This window comes from Halarcobacter anaerophilus, from assembly GCF_006459125.1.
Lineage (GTDB): Bacteria > Campylobacterota > Campylobacteria > Campylobacterales > Arcobacteraceae > Halarcobacter > Halarcobacter anaerophilus.
This window is the reverse complement of the sequence record NZ_CP041070.1, coordinates 678,957-704,303: the sequence shown is the minus strand read 5'-3', so window position 1 is coordinate 704,303 and position 25,347 is coordinate 678,957. Positions and strand designations below refer to the sequence as shown.

28 protein-coding genes are annotated in these 25,347 nt (G+C 29.2%); 9 read left to right on the top strand and 19 right to left on the bottom strand.

Annotated elements, in window-relative coordinates; translation table 11 throughout:
• Positions 1-29: 29 nt before the first annotated feature.
• Entirely contained in the window at positions 30-1,223 is a 1,194-nt protein-coding gene (locus AANAER_RS03460; protein WP_044415979.1) for an acetate/propionate family kinase, read from the top strand.
• Here the strand turns inward: AANAER_RS03460 and AANAER_RS03455 are convergent.
• Positions 1,220-2,227: an AraC family transcriptional regulator gene (locus tag AANAER_RS03455; protein ID WP_044415981.1), complete on the bottom strand. Its 1,008-nt coding sequence runs from the start codon at positions 2,225-2,227 to the stop codon at positions 1,220-1,222. The genes AANAER_RS03460 and AANAER_RS03455 overlap by 4 nt on opposite strands.
• Before the next feature lie 93 nt (positions 2,228-2,320).
• Between AANAER_RS03455 and cowN the strand changes: the two genes are divergently transcribed.
• The 5 genes from cowN (at position 2,321) to AANAER_RS03430 (ending at position 7,469) form a co-directional block, all read left to right on the top strand.
• On the top strand, positions 2,321-2,635 hold the full coding sequence (gene cowN, locus AANAER_RS03450) for a N(2)-fixation sustaining protein CowN (protein ID WP_044415983.1): 315 nt from the start codon (positions 2,321-2,323) through the stop codon (positions 2,633-2,635).
• A gap of 173 nt (positions 2,636-2,808) precedes the next feature.
• A complete protein-coding gene (pta, locus tag AANAER_RS03445) occupies positions 2,809-3,801 on the top strand; it encodes a phosphate acetyltransferase (protein WP_140544040.1) in 993 nt (330 codons plus the stop codon).
• A gap of 70 nt (positions 3,802-3,871) precedes the next feature.
• Entirely contained in the window at positions 3,872-5,071 is a 1,200-nt protein-coding gene (locus AANAER_RS03440) for an acetate/propionate family kinase (protein ID WP_044415987.1), read from the top strand.
• 171 nt (positions 5,072-5,242) lie between these two features.
• On the top strand, positions 5,243-6,235 hold the full coding sequence (gene pta / locus AANAER_RS03435) for a phosphate acetyltransferase (RefSeq protein ID WP_140544037.1): 993 nt from the start codon (positions 5,243-5,245) through the stop codon (positions 6,233-6,235).
• A 31-nt stretch (positions 6,236-6,266) separates the two neighbouring features.
• Complete coding sequence (locus tag AANAER_RS03430; RefSeq protein ID WP_044415991.1) at positions 6,267-7,469, top strand: acetate/propionate family kinase; 1,203 nt, start codon at positions 6,267-6,269, stop codon at positions 7,467-7,469.
• Positions 7,470-7,492: 23 nt separating this feature from the next.
• Here the strand turns inward: AANAER_RS03430 and AANAER_RS03425 are convergent, their stop codons facing one another.
• Positions 7,493-8,755, bottom strand: coding sequence for a DEAD/DEAH box helicase (locus tag AANAER_RS03425; protein ID WP_129082417.1), 1,263 nt, complete (start codon positions 8,753-8,755; stop codon positions 7,493-7,495).
• Between the two features lie 254 nt (positions 8,756-9,009).
• Between AANAER_RS03425 and AANAER_RS15070 the strand changes: the two genes are divergently transcribed.
• Positions 9,010-9,165 (top strand): hypothetical protein, encoded by a 156-nt coding sequence (locus AANAER_RS15070; RefSeq protein ID WP_228714776.1) that lies wholly within the window; start codon positions 9,010-9,012, stop codon positions 9,163-9,165.
• On the top strand, positions 9,129-9,314 hold the full coding sequence (locus tag AANAER_RS15065; RefSeq protein WP_228711165.1) for a hypothetical protein: 186 nt from the start codon (positions 9,129-9,131) through the stop codon (positions 9,312-9,314). The genes AANAER_RS15070 and AANAER_RS15065 overlap by 37 nt, the downstream gene beginning before the upstream one ends.
• Positions 9,315-9,442: 128 nt before the next feature.
• Here AANAER_RS15065 and AANAER_RS03415 read toward each other — a convergent pair whose 3' ends face one another.
• The 17 genes from AANAER_RS03415 to AANAER_RS03335 all read right to left on the bottom strand — a co-directional run bounded on the left by AANAER_RS03415 (position 9,443) and on the right by AANAER_RS03335 (position 23,671).
• Complete coding sequence (locus tag AANAER_RS03415; protein ID WP_129082416.1) at positions 9,443-9,718, bottom strand: c-type cytochrome; 276 nt, start codon at positions 9,716-9,718, stop codon at positions 9,443-9,445.
• A gap of 392 nt (positions 9,719-10,110) precedes the next feature.
• The gene (locus tag AANAER_RS03410) at positions 10,111-10,704 is read right to left on the bottom strand and encodes an FmdE family protein (RefSeq protein ID WP_129082415.1); all 594 of its coding nucleotides are present in this window, start codon (positions 10,702-10,704) and stop codon (positions 10,111-10,113) included.
• Between the two features lie 21 nt (positions 10,705-10,725).
• Positions 10,726-11,031 (bottom strand): metal-sulfur cluster assembly factor, encoded by a 306-nt coding sequence (locus tag AANAER_RS03405; RefSeq protein ID WP_044415998.1) that lies wholly within the window; start codon positions 11,029-11,031, stop codon positions 10,726-10,728.
• Complete coding sequence (locus AANAER_RS03400; protein ID WP_228714775.1) at positions 11,021-12,088, bottom strand: hypothetical protein; 1,068 nt, start codon at positions 12,086-12,088, stop codon at positions 11,021-11,023. The genes AANAER_RS03405 and AANAER_RS03400 overlap by 11 nt, the downstream gene beginning before the upstream one ends.
• A gap of 189 nt (positions 12,089-12,277) precedes the next feature.
• Positions 12,278-12,598 (bottom strand): hypothetical protein, encoded by a 321-nt coding sequence (locus AANAER_RS03395; RefSeq protein ID WP_129082413.1) that lies wholly within the window; start codon positions 12,596-12,598, stop codon positions 12,278-12,280.
• Positions 12,599-12,814: 216 nt separating this feature from the next.
• Positions 12,815-13,306 (bottom strand): nitrous oxide reductase accessory protein NosL, encoded by a 492-nt coding sequence (locus AANAER_RS03390; protein ID WP_044416003.1) that lies wholly within the window; start codon positions 13,304-13,306, stop codon positions 12,815-12,817.
• 10 nt (positions 13,307-13,316) lie between these two features.
• A complete protein-coding gene (locus tag AANAER_RS03385) occupies positions 13,317-14,144 on the bottom strand; it encodes an ABC transporter permease (RefSeq protein WP_129082412.1) in 828 nt (275 codons plus the stop codon).
• Positions 14,145-14,170: 26 nt separating this feature from the next.
• A complete protein-coding gene (locus AANAER_RS03380; protein WP_044416006.1) occupies positions 14,171-14,626 on the bottom strand; it encodes a nitrous oxide reductase accessory protein NosL in 456 nt (151 codons plus the stop codon).
• Entirely contained in the window at positions 14,623-15,273 is a 651-nt protein-coding gene (locus AANAER_RS03375; protein ID WP_129082411.1) for an ABC transporter ATP-binding protein, read from the bottom strand. Before AANAER_RS03375 ends, AANAER_RS03380 begins: the two co-directional genes overlap by 4 nt.
• A gap of 1 nt (position 15,274) precedes the next feature.
• Positions 15,275-16,180: a NapH/MauN family ferredoxin-type protein gene (locus AANAER_RS03370; RefSeq protein ID WP_044416010.1), complete on the bottom strand. Its 906-nt coding sequence runs from the start codon at positions 16,178-16,180 to the stop codon at positions 15,275-15,277.
• A 12-nt stretch (positions 16,181-16,192) separates the two neighbouring features.
• Positions 16,193-16,687: a c-type cytochrome gene (locus AANAER_RS03365; protein WP_044416012.1), complete on the bottom strand. Its 495-nt coding sequence runs from the start codon at positions 16,685-16,687 to the stop codon at positions 16,193-16,195.
• Positions 16,684-17,280 (bottom strand): c-type cytochrome, encoded by a 597-nt coding sequence (locus tag AANAER_RS03360; RefSeq protein WP_129082410.1) that lies wholly within the window; start codon positions 17,278-17,280, stop codon positions 16,684-16,686. Before AANAER_RS03360 ends, AANAER_RS03365 begins: the two co-directional genes overlap by 4 nt.
• Positions 17,277-18,020 (bottom strand): 4Fe-4S dicluster domain-containing protein, encoded by a 744-nt coding sequence (locus AANAER_RS03355; RefSeq protein ID WP_129082409.1) that lies wholly within the window; start codon positions 18,018-18,020, stop codon positions 17,277-17,279. Before AANAER_RS03355 ends, AANAER_RS03360 begins: the two co-directional genes overlap by 4 nt.
• Positions 18,021-18,029: 9 nt before the next feature.
• Complete coding sequence (locus AANAER_RS03350) at positions 18,030-19,241, bottom strand: nitrous oxide reductase family maturation protein NosD (RefSeq protein ID WP_407646590.1); 1,212 nt, start codon at positions 19,239-19,241, stop codon at positions 18,030-18,032.
• Positions 19,241-20,038, bottom strand: a complete 798-nt coding sequence (locus AANAER_RS03345) for a hypothetical protein (protein ID WP_044416019.1) — start codon at positions 20,036-20,038, stop codon at positions 19,241-19,243. The genes AANAER_RS03350 and AANAER_RS03345 overlap by 1 nt, the downstream gene beginning before the upstream one ends.
• Before the next feature lie 134 nt (positions 20,039-20,172).
• On the bottom strand, positions 20,173-22,770 hold the full coding sequence (nosZ, locus tag AANAER_RS03340; RefSeq protein WP_129082408.1) for a Sec-dependent nitrous-oxide reductase: 2,598 nt from the start codon (positions 22,768-22,770) through the stop codon (positions 20,173-20,175).
• Positions 22,771-22,984: 214 nt separating this feature from the next.
• Positions 22,985-23,671, bottom strand: coding sequence for a response regulator transcription factor (locus AANAER_RS03335; protein ID WP_044416021.1), 687 nt, complete (start codon positions 23,669-23,671; stop codon positions 22,985-22,987).
• A 72-nt stretch (positions 23,672-23,743) separates the two neighbouring features.
• Here AANAER_RS03335 and AANAER_RS03330 point away from each other — a divergent pair, with 72 nt between their 5' ends.
• On the top strand, positions 23,744-25,342 hold the full coding sequence (locus tag AANAER_RS03330; protein WP_129082407.1) for a PAS domain-containing sensor histidine kinase: 1,599 nt from the start codon (positions 23,744-23,746) through the stop codon (positions 25,340-25,342).
• The last annotated feature ends 5 nt before the right edge of the window (positions 25,343-25,347 follow it).

The following is a 25,347-nucleotide window of genomic DNA, read 5'->3' as shown; positions in this document are numbered from 1 at the left end:
TAGAAAATTTAAGAAAATGGAGGAAATATATGTTAATTCTTGTTTTAAATGCAGGGAGTTCATCTTTAAAATACCAACTTATAAATGTAGAAACAGCAGAGGTAAAAGCTTCCGGTTTATGTGAAAGAATCGGTATTGACGGAGTAATGAAACATGAAATCGCCGAACACAGAAAATTGGAAATCGACCAACCTATGCCTACTCATAAAGAGGCAATCGAGTTTGTCTTAAATATACTTACACACGACGATACGAAAGTAATTGAGACAATTGATGAAATAAAAGCAATCGGTCACAGAATTGTTCACGGTGGAGAGTATTTTAAAAAATCTGTTTTAATAACCCCTGATGTAATTAGAAAAATCGAAGAGCTTATTCCTTTAGCTCCGTTACACAACCCTGCTCATCTTTTGGGAATACGAATCTGTAAACAACTTTTACCTGATAAACCCAATGTTGCAGTATTTGATACGGCTTTTCATCAAACAATGCCAGAAGAGAATTATTTATATGCAGTTCCTCATGAAGATTATTTAGAGCACCACTTAAGAAAGTACGGTTTCCATGGGACAAGTCACTATTATGTTTCAAATGAAGCAATTAAAATGTTAAATAAAAGAGATACAAAAGTTATTGTTTGTCACTTAGGAAACGGTTCATCAATGTGTGCTGTTAAAGATGGAAAATCAATAGATACTACTATGGGATTAACTCCTCTTGAAGGTCTTGTTATGGGAACAAGAAGCGGAGATATTGATGCAGGAGTTATTCCTTATTTAATGGATAGAAAAGGTATGAGCCCGGATGAAATCATTGATTATCTAAATAAGAAATCAGGGATTTTAGGAGTTTCGGGAATTTCATCGGATTTAAGAGAAGTTCTTAAAGCAGCAGAAGACGGAGACCACAGATCAAAAGTTTGTATAGAGATGATGTCAAATAGAATCAAAAAATATTTATGCTCATATATAGGACTTTTAGGTGGAGTAGATGCAATTTGTTTTACTGCCGGAATCGGTGAAAATGCCGATGTAATCAGAGAAAAAGCTTGTGCAGGTTTAGAATTTTTAGGTATAGAAATAGATAAAAGAAAAAATAAAAAAAGAGAGAGCGGAAACAGAGAAATAAACAAAGATGATGCTCCAATTAAAATCTATGTTATTCCTACAAATGAAGAGTACGTAATAGCAAGAGATACATATAATTTAGTAAAAAAGGATTAAATCCCTTTTTTACCTAAATTTTCTTTGGGTGTTTTTTTAAAATATTTTTTATAAGCTCTAAAAAAAGAGCTTGGTTCGCTGTATCCTAAATATAAAGCAATACTGCTAATATCCATATTAGAATTTTTAATATAATGATTTGCCAAATTCATTTTAACGACTAATAAAGCATCTCTAAATTTTTTATTCTCTTCTTTTAAATTATATTGTAGTGTTCTAACACTCATATTCAGTTTTTTAGCAATAAAATCTATCGTGATATCGCATTCTCCTATATTTTTTAATATCTCTTTTTTCACTTTGCTATAACATGAGCTCTCTTTTAAATCTTCTAAAATTTTATTTGCTTGTATCTGAAAATATTCCAACATTGCGGGATTTGAGTTATTTACAACTTTTTTTAGATTTTGTTCATTAAAGAAAATTGCATTTTCACTTTTTTCAAAAAAAATATTTGAACCGAAAATTTTTTCATATTCTTTTATATTTGAGATTTTTTTTTGGGAAAAATATGTTTTATCAGGAACTATTTTTTCATCGATAATCTGTGAAAGAATGGATAATATAGCACATAAATGCACTTCAGCATGAAAACTAGGAACAGGAATCATCGGATTTTCGTTAATATAAATCGTTAATTTATAGTGCTGTTTATAAATATCCAAATGAAACTTTATAAATCCGCTTATTAACTTTTGATAATGGTTAAATTTTTCTATCATCTCTTTTAAAGAGTTCGTATTTAACATCAAATATCCTAAAATACCCAAAGAGTGATAGGTTATTGAACTTCCTATTTTAAGGCTCAAAGAGTAATCGTTGCTTTTTTTCATACAATATTTAAAAATAGCAGACAAATAAGAACTATCTATTTTTGAATCCGTATTAAAAATACTCTCTTTATTCAAATCCACTTCTTGCAACATTTCATCAATAGTAATATCACAATGCATTTGTAAAGCTTTTAATACATAATGAAAAGTTACAGAAGAAACCTTTGCCATAAAATCCTTTCGTAAAATGTCAGTTTATCTTCATATTATAACATACAAATATACCTTAGCTCTTGTATAATTTTTAGCAAATGAGGAGAAATTATGTCAAAAATAGAGATTAATGTAGATGAAAGCTATAAAAGCTTCAAAAATATAGATTGTTTTGAAAATGCTTGCATTGTAATAGATCATATGTTAAAAGTATTGGAAAATCCTAAAAATATGAATATTTATTGGAAAAAGATAGTACCAATGATTCCAAAAGCATATTATGAAAGAGATTCTAAAGCCGATTCAAAAGAGGAAGTTTTATATCTGGTTTGCTCAAATGCTTTTTATTTAGATGAACTTTTTGAGAAAGCAGAAGATGAGGAAGCAATTGAAGTATTAAACAAATGTGAGCAAGAATGCTGCTAATTTTGATGTAGGAGAAAGTAACACTAAAAAAATTATGTCAAAATAGTGTATTAAATTTCTACACTTTTGAAATTTTTATGTTAATAGTAAGCAATTTTTAATTTAAAATGCTATTTTTATGCTATTCTTTAATGTTTGAATTTATTGAATTTACTTATTGAAAGGAAGCATGAATGGGTTTAATTGAGAATATTAAAGAGAATGCTAAAAAAGAATTAAAAACTATAGTTCTACCGGAATCGGAAGACGAAAGAGTATTGAAAGCTGCTGCTATGGTTCTTGAAGAAAAAACTGCAAACATCGTTTTAATCGGTGACGAAGATACTATTAAAAACGATGCTAAATCTTGCGGTGCAAATATTGACGGTGCTACTATTATTAACCCTAAATCATTTAAAGATATTGAAAAATATATTGATGAATTAGTTGAGCTTAGAAAAGCCAAAGGTCTATCAAGAGAAGAAGCTACTAAAATTATGACTACCGAACCTAGATTTTTTGGTTGTATGATGGTTAGATTAGCTGATGCCGACGGTCTTGTCGCAGGTTCTAACTCTCCTACTGCAGATGTTTTAAGAGCTGCTATTCAGGTTATTAAAACTGCTCCTGGTATAAACACTGTATCTTCAGCGTTTATCATGGAAACTATTGACGGAAAATTCGGAGAAAACGGTCTTCTTCTTTTTGCTGACTGTGCCGTTATCCCTGAACCTAATGCGGAACAGTTAGCCGACATTGCTTGTGCTACTGCTGCTACTGCCAAAAGTGTTGTTGGAATTGACCCTAAAGTTGCTATGTTATCTTTCTCTACAAAAGGCAGTGCTAAGCATCCACTTGTTGACAAAGTTCAATTTGCCGTTGACATTTTAGCTGAGAGAAATGTTGATTTCGCATTTGACGGTGAAATGCAAGCAGATGCTGCTATTGTTGAAGCAATAGGTGCTAAAAAAGCTCCTGATTCTAAGGTTGCAGGTCATGCTAATATTTTAGTTTTCCCTGATTTACAATCTGGAAACATTGGATATAAACTTGTTCAAAGATTTGCAGGTGCTCATGCCCACGGTCCTGTTGTTCAAGGTTTAGCTAAACCTGTTAACGACTTATCTCGTGGTTGCTCTGTTGAGGACATCGCTAATTTGGTTGCTATTACTGCAACGCAAGCATAAACAATATATATTATTTCATACTATAAATCGAAATATAAACGAATAAAATAGACTAAAAGAGGGAAAAGACATGTTAGTATTTATTTTAAACGCAGGAAGCTCATCGCTTAAATATCAGTTGATGAATCCTGTGACAAAGGAGGTTTTGGCTAGTGGAATTTGTGAGAGAATTGGAATAGACGGTATCTTAAGACATGAGTTTGAGGATAGGGAACTTAAACTTGATGCAAATTTACCGACACATAAAGAAGCAATTGAATTAGTTCTTAGAACATTAACAAGTGGAGAAGGCAAAGTTATTGATTCTATTGACGATATTCAAGCTATCGGACACAGAGTTGCCCACGGAGGAGAAGCTTTTAAAAAATCTACATTAGTCGATGACAGTGTAATTGAGAAAATAGAAGAGCTTATTCCGTTGGCACCTCTTCATAATCCGGCAAATATTATGGGAATAAAAATTTGTCAGGAGTTAATGCCTGATAAACCAAATGTTGCAGTGTTTGATACGGTATTTCATCAAACAATGCCTGATTATGCTTATATGTATGCTCTGCCTTATGACCAATATAAAAAATATAAAATTAGAAAATACGGTTTTCACGGTACAAGCCACTATTATGTTTCAAACGAAGCAAGAAGCATGTTAGATAAAAAAAGAAATACAAGAATTATTGTTTGTCACTTAGGAAACGGTTCTTCTGTTACTGCTGTATTAAACGGAAAATCTATTGATACTTCAATGGGATTAACTCCCGTTCAAGGTCTTATGATGGGAACAAGAGCAGGAGACGTAGGAGTTGGAGCAATTAGATATATGATGAAACAAGAAGGACTTGATATAGACCAAGTTACTAACATCATGAATAAAAAATCCGGAATCTTGGGAATCTCAGGTAAATCTTCTGATTTGAGAGAAGTATTAGAAGGTATGCAGCAAGGAGATGAAAGATGCAGATTAGCAGTTGATATGGTTGCTTACAATATTAAAAAATATGTAGGTTCTTATGTTGCTGCACTTGACGGAGTCGATGCTTTATGTTTTACAGGAGGTATCGGTGAAAATTCCGCTCTTATTAGAGAAATAGTTTGTACAGGACTTGATGGAATGGGACTTGTTTTAGACCCGATTAAGAATAATAAGAAAAAACATAATGCAAGAGATATTGCAACAAACAGTTCAGCTGCACGAATATTCGTAATTCCTACAAATGAAGAGTATGTAATCGCACATGATACATATGATGTTGTTAGAGAGTTTGCCGATTAAAAATAAGAGTCTTTTTTAAGACTCTTATTACACTTATAAAAATTCCTTCCGAAAATACACAAAAAAAATTATATCCTAAAAAATTTTACCCTTTTTTGCAATTGCTATTTTTTTGCTATTCTAGCATATTATAATCAAAAGTGATATTTCATAGAAAGAAAGGAAGCATGAATGGGTTTAATTGAGAATATTAAAGAGAATGCTAAAAAAGAATTAAAAACTATAGTTCTCCCGGAATCGGAAGACGAAAGAGTATTGAAAGCTGCTGCTATGGTTCTTGAAGAAAAAACTGCAAACATCGTTTTAATCGGTGACGAAGATACTATTAAAAACGATGCTAAATCTTGCGGTGCAAATATTGACGGTGCTACTATTATTAACCCTAAATCATTTAAAGATATTGAAAAATATATTGATGAATTAGTTGAGCTTAGAAAAGCCAAAGGTCTATCAAGAGAAGAAGCTACTAAAATTATGACTACCGAACCTAGATTTTTTGGTTGTATGATGGTTAGATTAGCTGATGCCGACGGTCTTGTCGCAGGTTCTAACTCTCCTACTGCAGATGTTTTAAGAGCTGCTATTCAGGTTATTAAAACTGCTCCTGGTATAAACACTGTATCTTCAGCGTTTATCATGGAAACTATTGACGGAAAATTCGGAGAAAACGGTCTTCTTCTTTTTGCTGACTGTGCCGTTATCCCTGAACCTAATGCGGAACAGTTAGCCGACATTGCTTGTGCTACTGCTGCTACTGCTAAAAGTGTTGTTGGAATTGACCCTAAAGTTGCTATGTTATCTTTCTCTACAAAAGGCAGTGCTAAGCATCCACTTGTTGACAAAGTTCAATTTGCCGTTGACATTTTAGCTGAGAGAAATGTTGATTTCGCATTTGACGGTGAAATGCAAGCAGATGCTGCTATTGTTGAAGCAATAGGTGCTAAAAAAGCTCCTGATTCTAAGGTTGCAGGTCATGCTAATATTTTAGTTTTCCCTGATTTACAATCTGGAAACATTGGATATAAACTTGTTCAAAGATTTGCAGGTGCTCATGCCCACGGTCCTGTTGTTCAAGGTTTAGCTAAACCTGTTAACGACTTATCTCGTGGTTGCTCTGTTGAGGACATCGCTAATTTAGTTGCTATTACTGCAACGCAAAAATAATTAAATTATATTAAAAGAAGAGGGAAAAGACATGTTAGTATTTATTTTAAACGCAGGAAGTTCATCATTAAAATATCAATTAATGAATCCAATTATTAAAAAAGTATTTGCTTCAGGAATTTGTGAAAGAATAGGTATCGATGGAGTATTAAAACATGAATACGGTGAGGGCAAAAAACTAGTAGAAGAGATTGATATGCCTACTCATAAAGAGGCAATAGAATCTGTATTATCAGCTTTAACAGCAGGTGAAGGAAAAGTTATTGATTCAATCAACGATATTGATGCCATCGGACACAGAGCCGTACATGGAGGAGAAGAGTTCTCTAGTTCTGTAATGGTAACTCCAAAAGTTATTGAAACTATGAAAAGATTAATTCCTCTTGCTCCGTTACACAATCCCGCAAATATCTTAGGTATGGAAATTTGTCAAGAATTAATGCCGGGGAAACCTAACGTAGCTGTGTTTGATACTGCATTTCATCAAACAATGCCTGATTATGCTTATATGTATGCTCTGCCTTATGACCAATATACTAAACACGGTATTAGGAAATACGGTTTTCACGGTACAAGCCACTATTATGTTTCAAACGAAGCAAGAGGTATGTTAGATAAAAAAAGAAATACAAGAATTATTGTTTGCCACTTAGGAAACGGTTCTTCTGTTTCAGCTGTATATAATGGTAAATGTATAGATACCTCAATGGGACTAACTCCGATTCAAGGCCTTATGATGGGAACAAGAAGCGGTGATGTTGGAGCCGGTGCCTTACAATTTATGATGAGTCAAGAGGGTATGACTATTGATGAAGCCTTAGATGTTATGAATAAAAAATCGGGAATCTTGGGAATTTCAGGTAAATCTTCTGATTTAAGAGAGATCTTAGAAGGTATGCAAGAAGGTGATGACAGATGTAGATTGGCAGTTCAAATGGTTGCTTACAATATTAAAAAATATGTAGGTTCTTATGTTGCTGCACTTGACGGAGTCGATGCTTTATGTTTTACTGGAGGTATAGGTGAAAATGCCTCGCTAATCAGAGAAATAGTTTGTGCAGGACTAGATGGAATGGGATTAGTTTTAGACCCTGTAAAAAACAATAAAAGAAGAAGTGACGCAAGAGATATAGCAACAAACGGTTCAGCTTCTAGAATATTTGTAATTCCTACAAATGAAGAGTATGTTATTGCAAATGATACTTATAAAGTAGTATCAGGTACAAAATGCTAATAAAAGGATAAGGGAATTTTCTCTTATCTTTTTATACTTTGATTTCGTCTTCTAGAAGTGGTTTTATTATTACTACTTACTTCAGTTTTTCTACTACGTTTTCTTCTTGAATTTTTAGGAGTAGTTTTATTCTCTACATATCTTAATTTTGAAAGAGTAAATCCTTCTATAGCTTTTACAGGTATCGTAACTTTTATAAGTTTTTCTATATCTTTTAAAAATTTCGACTCTTCATCACAAACCAAAGAGATAGCTTCTCCGATATTTCCTGCTCTTCCTGTTCTTCCTATTCTATGAACATAATCCTGAGGAACATTCGGTAATTCAAAATTTATAACATAAGGAAGTTCTTCAATATCAAGTCCACGGGCAGCAATATCAGTTGCAACTAGAATATTTATCTCTTTTGATTTAAAATCTTTTAAAGCTTTTGTTCTCGCATTTTGAGATTTATTTCCATGAATGGCAAGTGAAGATATACCGTTTTTATTTAAAAATTCGCATAATCTGTTTGCACCGTGTTTTGTTCTAGTAAAAACTAAAACTTGATTTAAATTTTTTTTATGCACCAAAGAGACTAAAAGTTCTCTTTTTATATCTTTTTTTACATAATGTACAACATGAGAAACCTGTTTTGTCAAACTATTATTTCTAGCAACTTCTACAAGTTTCGGATTACTTAGAAATGATTTAGATAACAGCTTAATCTCATTTGAAAAAGTCGCAGAAAAAAGAAGTGTTTGTCTCTTTTTGGGAAGACAGTTTATAACTTTTTTTATATCATTGATAAATCCCATGTCAAGCATTCTATCTGCTTCATCAAGAACTAAAAAATCAACCTTTGATAAATTTATTGTTTTCTGAGAAATATGGTCAAGCAATCTTCCAGGAGTTGAGATAACTATATCGACACCTCTTTTCAAAATTGCTTTTTGTGGATTTATCCCCACTCCACCAAAAATAACGGCTGTTTTAAAAGGAAGATATTTACAATACGATTGAATATTTTCACTAACTTGTGAAGCTAATTCTCTTGTTGGAGTCAGAATCAAAGCTTTAATGTGATGCTTCTTTTCTCCTTTATTTTGTTGAGTACTCATTATTTCCAATAAGGGAAGTGTAAATGCAGCTGTTTTCCCTGTACCTGTTTGAGCAGCAGCTAAAATATCGTTCTTTTCTAAAACGATTGGAATAGCTTGTTTTTGGATCGGAGTAGGATTTACATACCCCTGCTCTTTTATTGCTTTTAAAATGTTAGGATTTAATCCTAAATGTGAAAATGACATTAATTACCTTTGAATAATTTTAGTAATTTAAAATGAGGATATGCTAGGTTAATTAAAAAACTATTTATAATTTAGATAAAACGAAGATAACTTTAGATTATTTACTATTAATTTTGCGAAGTATATCATAATATATAAAAGAAGAGGCAACTTTTTAAAAGTTACCCTCTTTTTTCCAAACAGGTTTTTGAACTTTTGAGAGTTTTCTACTTCTGTAATGGTAACTCCGAAAGTTATTGAAACAATGCCTGATTATGCTTATATGTATGCAAGAAGGTGATGTCAGATGTAGGTTGGCGGTTCAAATAGTTGCTTACAATATTAAAGAATCCGTAAGTTCTTATGTTGCTGCATTTGACAGAGTCGATGCTTTATATTTTACAGGGGTATTGGTGAAAATACCTCGCTAATCAGAGAAATAGTTTGTGCAGAACTAGATAGAATGGGATTAGTTTTAGACCCTGTAAAAAACAATAAAAGAAGAAGTGATGCAAGAGATATAGCAACAAACGGTTCAGCTTCTAGAATATTTGTAATTCCTTCAAATAAAATCTACTAAATAGCTCTTTTTATTCTATCTAATAAATTTCTATTTTTGGATTTACACAGTTAGTTTTACACTACCTAAACATAAAAATTTAATAATTTTGATACAGACATTATAAACAAAATTGAAAGGATTATTCCTTATTTGCTAATTTGATTTGCTATTGTATCAATATCAACATCAGATAAAGATGAAACTTGTCCTTTCATAAGACCTTTCATAGCACCACCGTAACTTCCATCTTTATACCCTTTTAATGCAGTAATAATTTCTGCTTTAGTCATATCTTTTATAATTTTGGATTTACCTAATGCAACTTTTTCTCCATTTGCACCATGACATGAAACACATCTAGCATACGGACTTGCAAAAGCAGCATATGTTAGAATTGAAGTTAAAAGTAATATTTTTCTCATTTTCTTTCCTTTATTAAAGTATAATATAACAAGTATATATAAATATTGAATAAAAAAAATAGACTTAGATCAAGAAAAACTCTCCTGATTAACTCTTTTAATTAAATTTTTATTTATTATTCAACTTTTATTCACACAATACTTTGTTATTCTCAGTGGCTTCATTATTAAATAATTCACAAATATAGCTTAATTTAAACTATTAATATTTAATATTAAAATAATTTTATAATAATTGCTATCTCTTTTGAGTCTCTTGAAATTTAATTTTTGATTTTGTTTAATTCAAATCTTATCCCACTTCATAAGTTTTACTAAACTTCTCCATTGTGTTTTTCATATTTATTTACACAATATTAAAATATCTACTTCGATTTGAAATTTTTCTTCAGTCATATTATTGTTACAACCTTATCTATATTTTTAAAAATTGTATTAACTCTTTCTTGCCACAATTTTCCAAATTCAATTTTTTCCTCTTCAAGAGCTCTATTTTGCCTTATTTTTTGGTGTAATTGATTAATTTTAGGATTCAAAGGAATCAAATCAGGATTATATATTATTTCAACAAATTTTTTTGTGTCGAGTCTTTGAAATTTTATACTCAAAGTAATATCTTCATTAAATTTCATTAGTCCAAATCTTTCAAATTTTCCATTTAATCCTTTAAATCCCAAACTTTCTGTAGCTCCTGTTATTTGAGTAACAACATTTGCAATAACCCCGGTTACACCTTCTTTTGAATTTTCTCTAAAACTTACAAAAATTTCACCTCTTTTGGGCATTTCATCTTTATATAATTCTTTTAAAGCTTTAAGTGTCATAATATAAGCTCCTGCAATAGTAGGACAAGAGTGACCAGAACTTTTAACTATATCTAAATAACTAAATTCAATAATGCCTTTTTCAAAAGCACCCAAATATTCTGATAACTCATCTTTTAATTTTATTGTTTCTATGTCATTAAAAAAATTTGGATAATTCATTTTTCCTCTTTTTAATATTTATTAAAAAGTACTAAGTTTTGACTTTACTTTATCAGTTGCCATTGTAATATTCCAAGTGGGTTCCCAAACTAAGTTAATAATTACTTTTTTCGTTTTTTGAAGTTCTTTTAAGATAGCTTCTTCTACCCATTGCAGAATCATTTGATGTAGAGGGCAAGCTTTTGTACTTAGTGTCATTGTTACCGTTACTTCCATATTCTCATTACAAATAGCATCGTAGATTAGTCCCATTTCCACAAGATTGAAACCAACTTCCGGGTCATTTACCGTTGAGACTGCTTTAAAAATTTCTTCTTTAGAATACATCTTCTTTAAACCTTATCATATATAAAATATCTTTTAACAAAAAAATTGCACCTACACTTAATAAACTGACTCCACTTTTATAAACTACTTCATTAATAAATAAAAGCCCTATTGAAATCACAACTACTCCAAAAGTAGAAAATAAAAATTGCATATTTGCACTCTTAACGGGAATCATATCAGCTAACATGGGAACTTTTCTTTTTCCAACATATGGTGAAAATCTCTCATACCAAACTAAAAAAGGAATTATTTTATAAAGATGTCCTGTAATTAGAAAAGTAATAAAACCAAAAATACCAAGCCATGAAAGAGATAATAGTAAAGTTTGAATAGGATAAAACATATATATTATTCCCATTATTATTGACGTAAGCAGACAAATATATGAAAACATCATACTTTTGAAATAGATATCAATCTCTAATCTAACTCTTGTTCTATATATTATGAATATTTGAAAAAAATATAAAAGCAGTGCCAAAAATGTAAAGGAATAACCTATATATTCAAAAAACTGTATATCAATAAAACTTGAAAAAACCACAAGTAATATTCCCACACATAAGATAACTAAAGCATTTTTTACATATATCCATGAAAAACTATGACTAAGCCAAAACATAGGTAATAAAATCAATGACATTCCCATTATGGTGACTCCTACATAACCTACGAGGACTAAATAAACATGAGCTTTTAAAAACTGATATATATTAATATTAATTTCACCACTATATCCAAATGCTAATAGTATCCCAATAATTAAACCAAAAAGTAAAAATATATTTGCTATTAAAACTGTTGAAATAACAAAATTCAGCTTTTTGACTTTTAAAATAGTCAAAAATGTTTCAAGCAAAAATATTGAAAATGCAACAAATGAAACAACTCCGCCAAAAAGTAAAAAACTAGGATAATAATGAAATCCAATTACCATCAACAAAGTTCCTATAAAAAGTAAAGGATAGATTATATAATATAAATCAACTGCAAAATGTCCAACTTCAAGGACTACAGGTACTAATTGAGCCATGGTACCAAAAATAACCATCATCACAAATCCCAATAAAAATAAGTGCACCCATGAGAGAGTGATACTATTTAGGTTATGTAGATTTACAATATCTATTGTAAACAGTAAAAAAGTACTACATACTAAAATTAATATTCCTATCAAAAGATATGGTGATATCAATTTAAATGGAGGAGCAAACTGCTGTGAAATATTCATTTTTTCTCTTTTTTATCCATTACAACTATTTTGTAAAAAGTCTGTATTACTAACATTAGATTTTTTTGTAAATATAACTTTTACTTTTCCATCAGATGTGTATTCTTGTACAAAATTAAAATCTTGTTCAATTTTTGGGAATAATCCCGCTGGAGATTTGTGATTTATCATTATTAGTTGTGAATTTTCATCTAATAATTGTAATCCAGCCATTGCATTTACCATTGGATCAGGTGGCACACACATACTTGTATCAAAAGAATAAATACTTAAACCATTTTTAATTTCTTTATAAAAATCCACTGTTGAACCTAAAACTTCTATTTTTTCCATTACTTACTCCTATTAGTTTATATACAAAAAATTTTATCTTCTTATAAACTTAAAATCATTGATTCTAATCAAAAATATTTATTGGAAATATATAGTTGTATTATGAGTTTAAAGAAAAGGTAAAAAATAAATGTATTTTGCAGAAAAAATTATGAAAGAGAGAATAAACATATCTCAAACTTTATAAATATTTTGAGATATGTTTAATTATTGATTTTATATATTTCCATTAAGCAAGTCTATTAAAGCCTTTTTTACCTCATTAAATTTAAAAATTCTTTTTCCATTATTTTTTTCTGCAAATTCTTGGGCATGTGAATATAATTTAAAAGCAGGTAAGTCATCTCCAGCTAAAGATACTTTATTACTACCATATACATAATATGCTTCTCTGGCTCTTATTGGTTTAAGAGTAAAGTAATCCGTAACTATAATTTCTTTTATATTATTTCTATTTTCAACATTAGTAATTGGCCACTTTTTAGGATTAAAATAAAATTCAAACATTGACTTAGGACTTAAGAAATAAAACTCTTTAGACTCACTTGTTATCACTTTACTAACCCAGGAAGGATCCTTATAAACTTTCATTTTTCTCACTAAACCTTTTGTCTCATTATCATATTTTAAAGAGACATCACTTGCGCTAGCTACAGATGTTATTAAGAAACAACAAAATGAACTAAAAAACAACAATTTTTTTAACATAAAAACTCCTTTAAACTAAATCTTTTTTGGAAAAAATAAAAAATCCCCAAAAAGCAAAAATTAGACCTAAGACAAATGGGTATAAAATAGAAAGAGAAATAAACACTTTTTGTTCAAAATTGTCTAAAATATAAAAAGCAACCGGTCCCATTACAGTTAATGATGGATCAAATAAAGAAATAGCTGCAACTCTAAAGATTTCCATAGGATTTAACAATGCAATACTAATTATAAGACTCTCATCAAACCTATTTTGTAGCATTAATGATATAAGTGCTATGTCGATAAAAGCCAATAAAAAAATCCAAATAAAAAATGAAAGTCCCAATGCAACTTCACTTGTTTTAACAAAAGAAGAAATAAAAAAAGCAATTCCTAAAAATGCGGAAGAAAGGGAAAAAAGTAATCCTGTATATAAGAAAAAAATATTCCAAGGTATTAAAGCACCAATAATTTTTCCATATATAACGGCAATTATCATAGCAAAAAATACAGGAGAGAATACAGTAATAAATCTTCCAAAAATTTTTCCCCAATAATATTGTTTTAAAGAAATAGGAAAAGAAAGCATATATTCTAAAATATAAGTGTCTCTATCCCCAGAGATTGATCTAACTGTTGAAATAAGAATAAAGATCGGTAAAATTATAATTGTTACTTGTATATAAATAAGAAGAAGTCTACTTAGACCACTAAACCCCATAACTTGTGATTGAGTCACTCCTGCAATAAAAAAAAGAGCTATCATTCCTCCAAAAACTAAAGAGTAAATAATGAACCAATTTGCTCTAAGTGATTCTTTTAAATCAAGATATGCTATTAAAAAAAGATTTTTCATTTTTTCTCCATTAAAATTTTTAATATTTACTGTTTTTTTCTTTCTAAAATTCTTTTTTTCACCTCATTGAAATCAAGTACCTCAGAAGTATTGTCAGTTATTGATTGTTTTTTTTCATTTGCAGAAAAACCATATGCCATTGGTGTATTATGAGTAGTATCATAATATGCTTTTTTTGCATCAATCCATTTCCCACTTTTTACATCAGTAATCCAAATTTTTGCATTATCTTCCCATCCAATATCATTTTCTCTAAACCATTTAATAGCACACCCTAAATCATCAAATTTATAAACTTTGTTACTTTCTGGATTAATAACTTGTACAGCATGTTTTCTATTACTTATAACCATTTTACATCTAACACACATATCCCTATCCCAATGCATTTCATGAGGATTATTAGAATCTTTTTTTTCACAAGCCATAAAAACCATAATTAGAACAACTAATATACCTGTATTTAAAATGTTCTTTTTCATAATATTTCCTTTATTTTTTTATTAATAACAATTTCTCCTAAATCCATGTAAACCTGTCTATTTACAATTTTTTTAACCTCTTCAAGTCTATGTGTTACAAAAAGAGAAATTTTTTCATTCTTATCCTCTTTCAATAATCTATAAAAATCATCTCTTGCTTTTGGATCAAGATTTGCAGTTGGTTCATCATATATTATGATATCACTTTTTCTTGCTAAGCTAATTGCTATTAACATTTTTTGTTTCATACCTCCACTTAACTTAAAAAAAGATTTATATAAATTACTTTTTATATCCAATTTCATCTCATTTGCATAATGCAAAATTAACTCCTTATTAACATTGGAACTTCTTTCTATATATTTAATTAATTCATCAAGATTTAACTTTATTGGTGGCGGTAGTTGAGGAACAAATGAAATAATCTTTAAAACCTCTGTTCTATTTTTAATTGGATCTTTCCCATTAATTAAAATTTCACCTGAAGTAGGATGATAATATCCCATAATGGAACGTATTAAAGTAGTTTTACCCGCTCCGTTAGGTCCCATTAAAGCTATATGATCATTTTTTTGGAATTCAATATTCACATTATTTAAAGATTTATGAGAATTAAATTGTTTTGTTAAATTTGAAATTTTTATCATTTTACATTAATCCTTTCAATCTAAAATCAAATTTCAATGCATCTGAATGACATACATCAATACATCTGCCACACAAGGTGCAATCTGCTCCCGTCACATACTGAGTTTTTATGCCTTTTTCTTTTCTTTCTTTATCATACTTAGCTTTTGTTAATTCTAATACTTGATTTTCAAAACATACATCATGACAAACCATACAATGATCACATGAGTCACTCCATTGAATCCTAAGAGCACTTACTTTTCCTATATATCCATAAGTAGTTCCTATAGGACAAATATATGTACACCATGCTCTTCTTGAGAAGAAAACTTCTATCAAAAAAATAACAAAAACCCAAGAAAGAGCAAGACTCCATCCATAAGCTATGAACCTACTCATAATACCTACTACATTAAATGTTTCAAATACTAAATATCCACTTGTAAATGCTAAAATTCCAAATATTAACCAAAATATATGTCTTATTCTATGATCAAACTTTCTACTTTTGATTATTCTTTTATGAACCAAAGTATCATGAATTTTTTCTCCAATTTCACTTAATATTCCATAAGGACATACCCAAGCACAATAAGTTCTACCTCCGAACAATAAATAAAAAGCTACAATTGTCGTTGTGCCAATTATTATATTTGTATGAATATGATGTTCAGCAAGATACATCTGAATTGTAGTAAAAGGATCAATTAAGTGAAACCCTAAAAATCTTGAACCGTTTAATGTCCCTTCAAGCGTTTGAATATCAATAGAGAAAGATAAAAAGAATAGTAAATGTATAGTTATAATTACTATCCACCTTTTTGCTCTATATGATAAACGTGTTTTTCCATCTTTTGTCCTATCCAAGAAAGTTGAAAAAAATGTTGAATGACTTATTGTCTCTTTATTGTTCCATTTATCCATTATTTTTTCCTATTAATTTTTATTTAAAGCATCTCTTTTTACTTTAAATTGTGAAATTTCTTTAGCAAAGTTTTTAAGTTCATTATCTGAAAGATTTATCAATAAACCTTTCATAATAAGATTTTCTTTTCTTCCTGCTTTAAAATCAACTAAATTTTTATATATCATCTCTTCACTTTGCCCAATTAAAGATGGTCCCATAAGCTTCTTACCATTTTGTGTTCCGGAACCATCAACTCCATGACAAGAAGAGCATTTACTCTTATAAGCATTACTCACTTCAAATTGTGCAGTATTACCTACTTTATCTCTTAAAGCTTTTAATTTTTCTTGTTCTAAATTTTTTTTCTCTTTTATTGAATCAACCTTAATCTCTTGTTGAACAACTTTCAAATCTTCAATTATACGTCCGGCTTCTCCTCCTTGATAAGCAGGTCCTTTGCTGTAAACATATAATATTAACCCCATAACTATAACAGTTGAAACTATTGCTATTATATTCTTCATTTTAAATTCCTAATATTTTTATTGAACTCATAGATTTCATCGGCAATTTTTTTTATCTCCTTCTTATCCATTTGCTTTACAAGGTCTGACATAAGTATATTTTTATTTTTCTCATTTCTAAAATTCATAATAGCATCATATATAAACTTAGAATCTTTATCCAATAAAGATGGACCAATTATTCCATTTGCATAATCATTATGACAAGCAGAACATTTAACAATAAAATCTTTACTAAGTTTTTTTACAAGCAATGAAATTTTTATTTTTTCATAAGGGCTTCGTACATTCATATTTGCTTCAATATTTGTTCTTGGCTTTACTCTGACAGATGCATCTTTATTCGCTGGTTGAGAATTTGGATCATATTCATTTTTTATATTGTAACTTAAATAATATGACTCCTCTTTTTGCGTTCCAGTTTTTTCTTTTTCTATTACTTTTATCTCTTTTGCATTTTTATTTTCTTCTATTTCTATTTTCAAAGGAGTTTCTCCATCTGTTGAAATATTTGTTTCTTTATTATCTTTTTTTTCCGTACAACCTATAATAAAAATTGTAATTGCAATACTTAATAATATTTTTTTTATCATGATTTAATTCCTTTAATATAATAATCTTCATAAGATAATCTTGGCTTTATAACTATCGCAGGTTCTTTTGAAGGACAAAGCTCTTCACAAACTCCACATCCTATACATCCCTCATAAATTTCAGGTTTTTCCCCATCATCATTTTTAACCATTGAAATGGCACTTAAAGGATTAGGTAAAGGACACATATCCGCACAAATTGTACACTGTTTACCTTCAAAAGCATCAAGTTTCTTCAACATATCCCTCTCTAATTGAGTTACATTGTTTTGTTCATTTATAAAATCATGAATCCTTTTACTATGTCCTTTAGGAACAGGAGTATTAGATAAAGCTAAACATCTATTCGGAAATTCTAAAACTGCAATACCCATATGTGCATCTTCAGATTTTTCTAAGGCATGATCTAAAGCCCCACTGGGACAGGCAAGAACACAAGGGACTGCATTGCAAGCATAACATCCTCTTTCTCTTGGATCAATATAAGGAGTTCCTATCCCATGTCCCATTATAATATCAGAAAGTTTTATTGAATGATAGGGACAAACTTGTAAGCACTGCCCACATTTAATACATAGAGCCAGGAATTCTTGCTCAGGAACTGCTCCAGGAGGTCTAAGTCTCATTTCAGCACGTAAAAGATGAGGGCTAATAACGACTCCACCTCCCAATGCTAATCCTAAAATCCCCAGAGTTGAAAACTTTATAAAATTTCTTCTATTCTCTTTTATATTATCCATTATCAATCCTTATAATTTTAATTTTGGTTTTTCATCTTGTAATAAAAATATAGGTTCACTAAATGGAGCCAGCTTTGCAAGAAAGCTCAATAATGATATTACGGGAGAACCATAAAAAAATTTTACACTTGGATTATATACCCATAACTGATCTGCATATTGATAAACTCTATGTGGTGTATCTCCTATATTATCTTGATTTTTATCAAATCCTTGATAATTATCCCAATAGTTTCCCACAATCTCATTTTTATCTGTTTTAGTACCTCTACTATCATTTACTATATCTTCAATGTTACCCAATATAGTATTACCTTTAATTACATTATTTTCACTAATTGAATGAAAATGTACAGCTTCTGAATTATATAGAATTTTATTATTTTCTATCCAGTTTTTTGTATCTGGTTCAAAAGGCGATCTATCAATATAAACTCCCTGAGCACAATAAATAACAGTATTATCTTTTAATGTAAAGTTAGATACATCTTTTAATCCTATTCCCATGCCTGTTGCTCCTAATGAACTTTTTATTACATTTCCCACAGCAATAGTATCTTTGCTATACATAAAAAATATTCCTACAGAATTGTATTGATATATGTTATTTTTAACGTAATTTTTTCCTGCATACATAAAATGTAAAGAGTATCTGTTATATTCTCCAAAATTTTCAGAAATTTCATTTCCATGAGAATACCAAACTACCATATCTCTTGATTTCACTAATTTATTTTTTGTAATAATATTATCATTTGAATACCAAAGTCTAAGTCCATCACCTCTTAAACCTAAAGCAAGATTTTTTGAAGTAATATAATTATTTGAAATAATAGAGTTATTCGTCATTGATACATCAATACCAAATAAAGAATCCCTAATTATGCAATTTGATATTTCAGATTGTTTTGAATTAGTTATTTTTATCCCGGCATCAAGATTCTCATGTCTGTCTCCACTTCCTTGTACAATTAAATTTTTTATTGTTACATAAGGACTATTAACTTGAATAACTGTTCCAATTCCTTCACCATCTATGATAACTCCCTCCTCTTTACCTATAATAGATAAAGGTTTATTTATTACAATAGACCCTTTATATAAACCTTTAGGAAGCTTTAATATGGCACCTTCAGGTGCATTGTCTATTGTTTCTTGTAATAAATTAGCAAATAAAGAATTAATAAAAATAAAACAACAAACAACAAATAAACGCAACATCATTTATCCTTTACTAACTCTTTTGTCTCTTTTAAAGCTTTATTTCTCGATAAAACAGCTAAAAGACTAAAAATTCCAATTGCAAGAAGAGTATAAAAACCTATATTAGGATAAGAGTGTGTTGTAAATTGTGCAATTTTGCCATCTCCAAATACTGTTGGCATAAAAGGTTTAATCTTAAAAGCTCCCCAGTCATGAAGATTGTGTCCAAACCAATATAACCAATAAGAATACTCTCCCAAAAAGATAAGAGGTAAAGAAGCTGAAATCCACATTACATAATTAAGTATTTTTTTATGATAAAGAATAAAATATATCATAAATAATGAGAGTCCTAAAAGGGCATAAGCACCTATTTCTCTCTCAAATCTACCTCCTCTCCACATAGGGTCCATTCCAACATAATGATTAATTGTATTCATTTCATGAACTTCGCCAGAAAATCCATCAAAATGAAAAAAAACAGGGATTCCTTCAGGAAAAGCTTTTTTAGGATAATTAGGAGCTTCTAAAGAACATGTCCATATAGGGAATGACGCAACACCAATTTCAGAAGAAGTCTCTATCATCTTTTCAAGATTATTATGAGCTTCTTCTGGAGTAGTAGTACTTTTATATCTTCCTTGATTATAAAAATTCCATATCTTCTTTGTAAAAGGAGATATTTCTTTAACCTTATTATCATGGATTTTATTTAGAGTACCATGAAAAGAGACCATTGGAAAAGTAAATCCAACTGTCATAATAAATAATGCAATCATTGCATAAATTTTTGATTTAATAAAACTTTTGTGCATATTTTCCTCCATTAAGTTTTAAACTATAAACTAAAGCTAATTAATATTTTAAAACCTATTCATATTTGAAATAATCAACTAAAAATCAATAATAAAAAGAAAGAAAAAATTTCTTTCTTTTTATTTTTTAAGCTTTAGAAAAGATTAGCATTTTCATCAACCCATTTGAGATATTCAATAATATCTTTCACTTCTTCTTTATTCATATGTTGATTAGGCATTTTTAAATTAAAGTAATCAATCATAGCTTTTACATAAGGGTCATTATATTTAGTTTCAGGAGCTAAAATAAATCTACTAACCCAATCAATACCATTTTCATGTCTTTGTAATACACCTGTTAAATCCGGTCCAGATGATACCTTACCGATAACATGACATCCATTACAACCACCTTCTGCAAATGCTGTTTCACCTCTTGCTGCTGCAGTACTTTGCTTTGTGGCAACAAGTCTAACTAATGAATCTTTTGCTCTTATACCAACATCTGCCGTTTTAACCATCAATTGCCATATCATATTTTCAAATAAAATTGCTTTTTCAACATCACCTTTTTTCAATGCTTCATTCGCTTTTCTCTTTTGTTCTGGGATTTTATTATATTGATCAAGGGCATCTTTTACTAAATTTGCAACAACCTTATGTTCTTGATAATTATTATCTTTTAAAAATTTGACAACAGATTGAATAACAGAATCTGTGGCATTATTAACAGCAATTGTTTTGTCATATTCAGCTTTTAATTCTTCTGGACTCATTTTTTTCATTTTTAGTTTTTGAGAACTAACATATTTTTTATTAGGATCTTTGACCATTAGATATCCCATCATTTCTAAATGAAGCGCTGAACAGAATTCTGTACAGTAGTAAGGGAAAACCCCTTCAATATCTGCATTAAAATTTAATTCTATTGTTTCACCAGGTTCTAAAGAACCGTGAAGATCATAATTGTCAACAGTAAAACCGTGAGTTTCATCTTCTGCTCTTTCCAAATTTGTAATATATATAGTTACATTATCACCTTTATTAACAGTTATTCTTTCTGGATTAATATGAGATCGAACCAATGTTGCATAAACCTTTACATTTTTACCATCTCTTTCAATTCTTTCTTGTCCAGCAAGTGTTTTACCGATATGTTGTTTACCTGTTTTAGTATTTGTACCCATTTCATATCTTACATGAGGGTGCAATTTACTAGCTCTAATTGCAACTGCCTGATGAGGTTCACCTAAAGGTAAAGGCATATCAACTAATAAGTCCATTTTCTTTCCACTTATATCAATTAGTTGATGATTTTGAGGATGTAATGGACCAACATTCTGAAATCTATCAATTGATAATTTATTTAATGCAATAATATATTCACCTTGAGGATCAGCAGATTTCCCTTCCATTCCAGCTAAGTGTCCAATATTATAATGAACATTTTGTTTGTCAAGAACTTTTAAAGTTTTGAAATTCCATTTTACAACTTGAGAATCAACATATAATGAAGTGTAAATTTCTCCGTCCACTGGTGAAAATTGATTATGCAGAGGTCCAAGTCCTAATTCTACTTGTCCATGGAGTGTTTTTTTCATATCTAAAATAGGAATACCATAAGGATCTTTTCCAACAAATTCTTTATTATTAATAAGTTCTTTGATTTTTTTGAAATCATATACAGATGCGTGAGTATCTAATTTACCACATACAACTATATATTGACCGGTAGGATCAACATCAACACCGTGCGGTGATTTTGGTTCAGGAATTAAAAATAATGCATTATTTTTAACTGCCACATCCATGGGAATAACTTTATGATTATTTATCATTTTTACATTTTTAGGATTTTTTGATAATTTATAAAGTTTTTCCCAATTATAAACGTGTAAAAAGTCAGTATCATTTCTTGACATTCCTGCCTCATTAGGGGGCATTCCAACCTCAATTCCACCCGTATACATTTCAGAATTAAATGAGTTTGTAAAACCCCATCCATTGCTGATACCTTTACCTGAATCAGATAAATCTTGCATATATGGAGGCATTTCAATTGTATAAGAATCATTAGGAATAACTCTTCCTATCTTAGGATCAAATTTCCAAACAGTAACACCGCCCCTATATTCTTCTTTATAATCTTCAATAGAGTGATAATTATTGTCAAAAGGTGCAGCATATTGAGCAGATTCCAATATATGCTCAGAATTTGGAGTAAAAAATGCTCCACCATGATCAGATTTAAAAACTGGATTAACTACAATTTGTTTCGTTTCAAAATCTGTTAAATCTATAATTGCAATTCTGGGATTTGCTTTATCATTAATTGCTAACCATTTACCATCATATTTTCCATCTGTTTCAGAAAGTGCTGGGTGATGAGTATCTCCCCAATTAATTTCTCTACCTCTAATATTTCCTTGTCTTAAGATTTTTTTTGAATCTTCATCATACCCATATCCTTGCCATGGTTCGGGAGTAAATACTCCTATATATTTTAATAGTCTCATTGAGGGTACACCGTAAACAATCATTTGTCCAGATTGTCCACCGGAAGAAAATACTACATACTTATCTTTTACTCCCGTTGGATTATAAGTTTTTGCAGCTCTAACAACGTCAATCTCAGAGAGACCTCTTTCTTTCATTACTTTACTCAATTCTCCTGTTGCACCAGAAGCTACTGAAGCAGTAAGAGCAGTACCTAAAATCAATGAAGAAACTTTATTAAATGACTTTTCCATCTTAACTTCTCCTCCTTTAAATATATTAGAAATAACATTCTAATCTGATAAATATCAATATAAAGATAAGGTTAAATTAAAAGAAACAACCACTATTATTAATTCAAACTTTACTTATAATATTAATATTTTATCTTAAAGTAATTGTATAATAAGCCAAGTTTCTTTTGAGTCGCTGTATTTATAAATTTAGAATAAATTATTAAGTAAAATTTTATTCTATCATATATCCAAGTTTGGAAATTGTTTTAATAATATCTGCTTTTAATTTTTTTCTTAATTTAAAAACAAGATTTTTTAAGGCACTAGGAGGAACTTCATCATAAATATACAATTTATCTTCTATATCGTTTTTAGTAACTAAAGTTCCTCTGTTAGCAAGAAGAAGTTCAAAAAAATCAATTTCTTTATTAGTTAAAAGAATAATATCACCTTGAAAAGAAAAAGTTTTATTATTGTAATCATAAAAACCATTTTTCCCAAAATCAATAATTGTTTTTGAATTTTTTAATAAAATTTCTGCACATCTTTCAAGTAATTGTGATAAATTTATTTCTCGCAATGGTTTTATTGCATATTCTACTAAAGATAATTTTATGGACTCTAATAAAAAACTTTGATCAGTATAGGCACTAGTAACGATAATAGGTATATTTTCATTTTCTTTTCTAATTATTTTTATTAAGTCCAATCCATTTAATTTCGGCATTTTTAGATCAGTAATTATTATATCTGGTTTATATTTATTATAAACATCTAAAGCCTCTTCTCCATCAGATACAGTATAAACTTTCTGAACATAAAGTAATAGAACTTTTTTAAAACTATTCCTTAAAGAATCTTCATCTTCTGCTAAAAGGATAGAAGATTTTTTTAATTTTATTTCACATTTTTCTGTCATTAGAATAATCCATTAATCAAATTTTAGCAAATTATGATAGCATTATAAAATTAAATAACGTTTAGGATATTTATGTTTGAAAGTTTTAGTTTTACAAAAAGATATATTTTAGCTTTAACTATTATTGCTTTTTTATCTATACTAGCATTTTTTAATTTAAGCAAACTTTTATCTATCCAATCAAATGATGCAAAACTTGTAAATATGAGCGGTAATCAAAAAATTATCACCAGAGAAATTGCATTTTTTGCAATTTATTATAAAGTTGACAGACTAAAAGTTAGAATAAAAAAAATGGAAGATACTCATAAAAAACTCACATCTATAAAAATGTCAAAAGAGTTGCATTCTATATATTATGGTAAAAAAGTAAATTTAGATAAAAAAGTAAAAAAATATCTATTCCATGCAAAAAGATTTTATAATAATAGAGATGGTCGAAGTCAAAACTACGTATTAAAAAATTCTGAAAAATTATTAGTTGATTTAGAAAAAGCTGTACTAGTTTATTTAAAGGAAGCCCAAGAAAACACGAATAAGTTACAACAAATTGAATCATATATTTTAATCTTTACTTTAATAACTTTGTTCTTCGAAGCTTTATTTATTTTTATGCCTGCAAATCGAAAAATAAATAACCGTACAAATGAACTCATAAAAGAGAAAGAGTTTTCCAATGCAGTTATTGAATCAAGTACTAATGCCATTATCACATTAGACAGCCAATTGAAAATCAGGACATTCAATAAAGAGGCAGAAAATATATTCAAATACACTAAAGAAGAGATGTTAAATAAAGCAAGATTCAAAGAAATTATTCCAAAAGAATATAATATATTAAATTCTAAAAACTTTAATAAAGTTCAAGAAGCAGAAGCGTTAAATAAAAAAGGAGAGAAGTTCCCGATAAGAATCTCTTTGGGTTCTAGTGGAGAGAATAAAGAAGTTGCAATAGTTGCAAATATTCAAGATATTTCAAAAGAAAAATTGAATGAAAAAATTCTTGAACAACAGTCTAAGTTTGCGGCATTAGGCGAAATGATAGCAATTATTGCACATCAATGGAGACAACCGTTATCTCAACTAAGTTTTAATTGTATGTATATCAGAAAAAAAACAAAAGATAAAGAGATTATACGTGAAACACTTGACAATGAAGAAATTATTCAATTTATGTCTAAAACTATTACAAATTTTCAAGATTTCTATAAAAAAACAGATAATAGTATTTTTAATCCCATAGTATCAATTAATCAAGCTTTAAAAATCCTTGATTCTATACTCAAATTAAACCAAGTAACATTAATAAAAAGAATTGATTCAAAAATTAATATATATGGGAATTCAAATAGTCTTGCCCATATTGTTTTATCAATCATTCAAAATAGTATAGACATAATAAAATCAAATAAAATCGAATCACCTTCTATTACAATTAATTTAAAAGATTCCAGTAAATATATAGTTTTGAGTATTAAAGACAATGCAGGAGGGATAAAAATTTATCCAATTAATGATATATTTGAACCTTTTAATACTAAAAAAGACAAACCCTCTACTGGTATTGGACTTTATATGTCAAAAATTATTATAAAAAATCAATTTAATGGAATAATCAAAGCTCAAAATATTCAAAAAGGAGCAAAGTTTACCATACTTTTACCCCATTAATATGA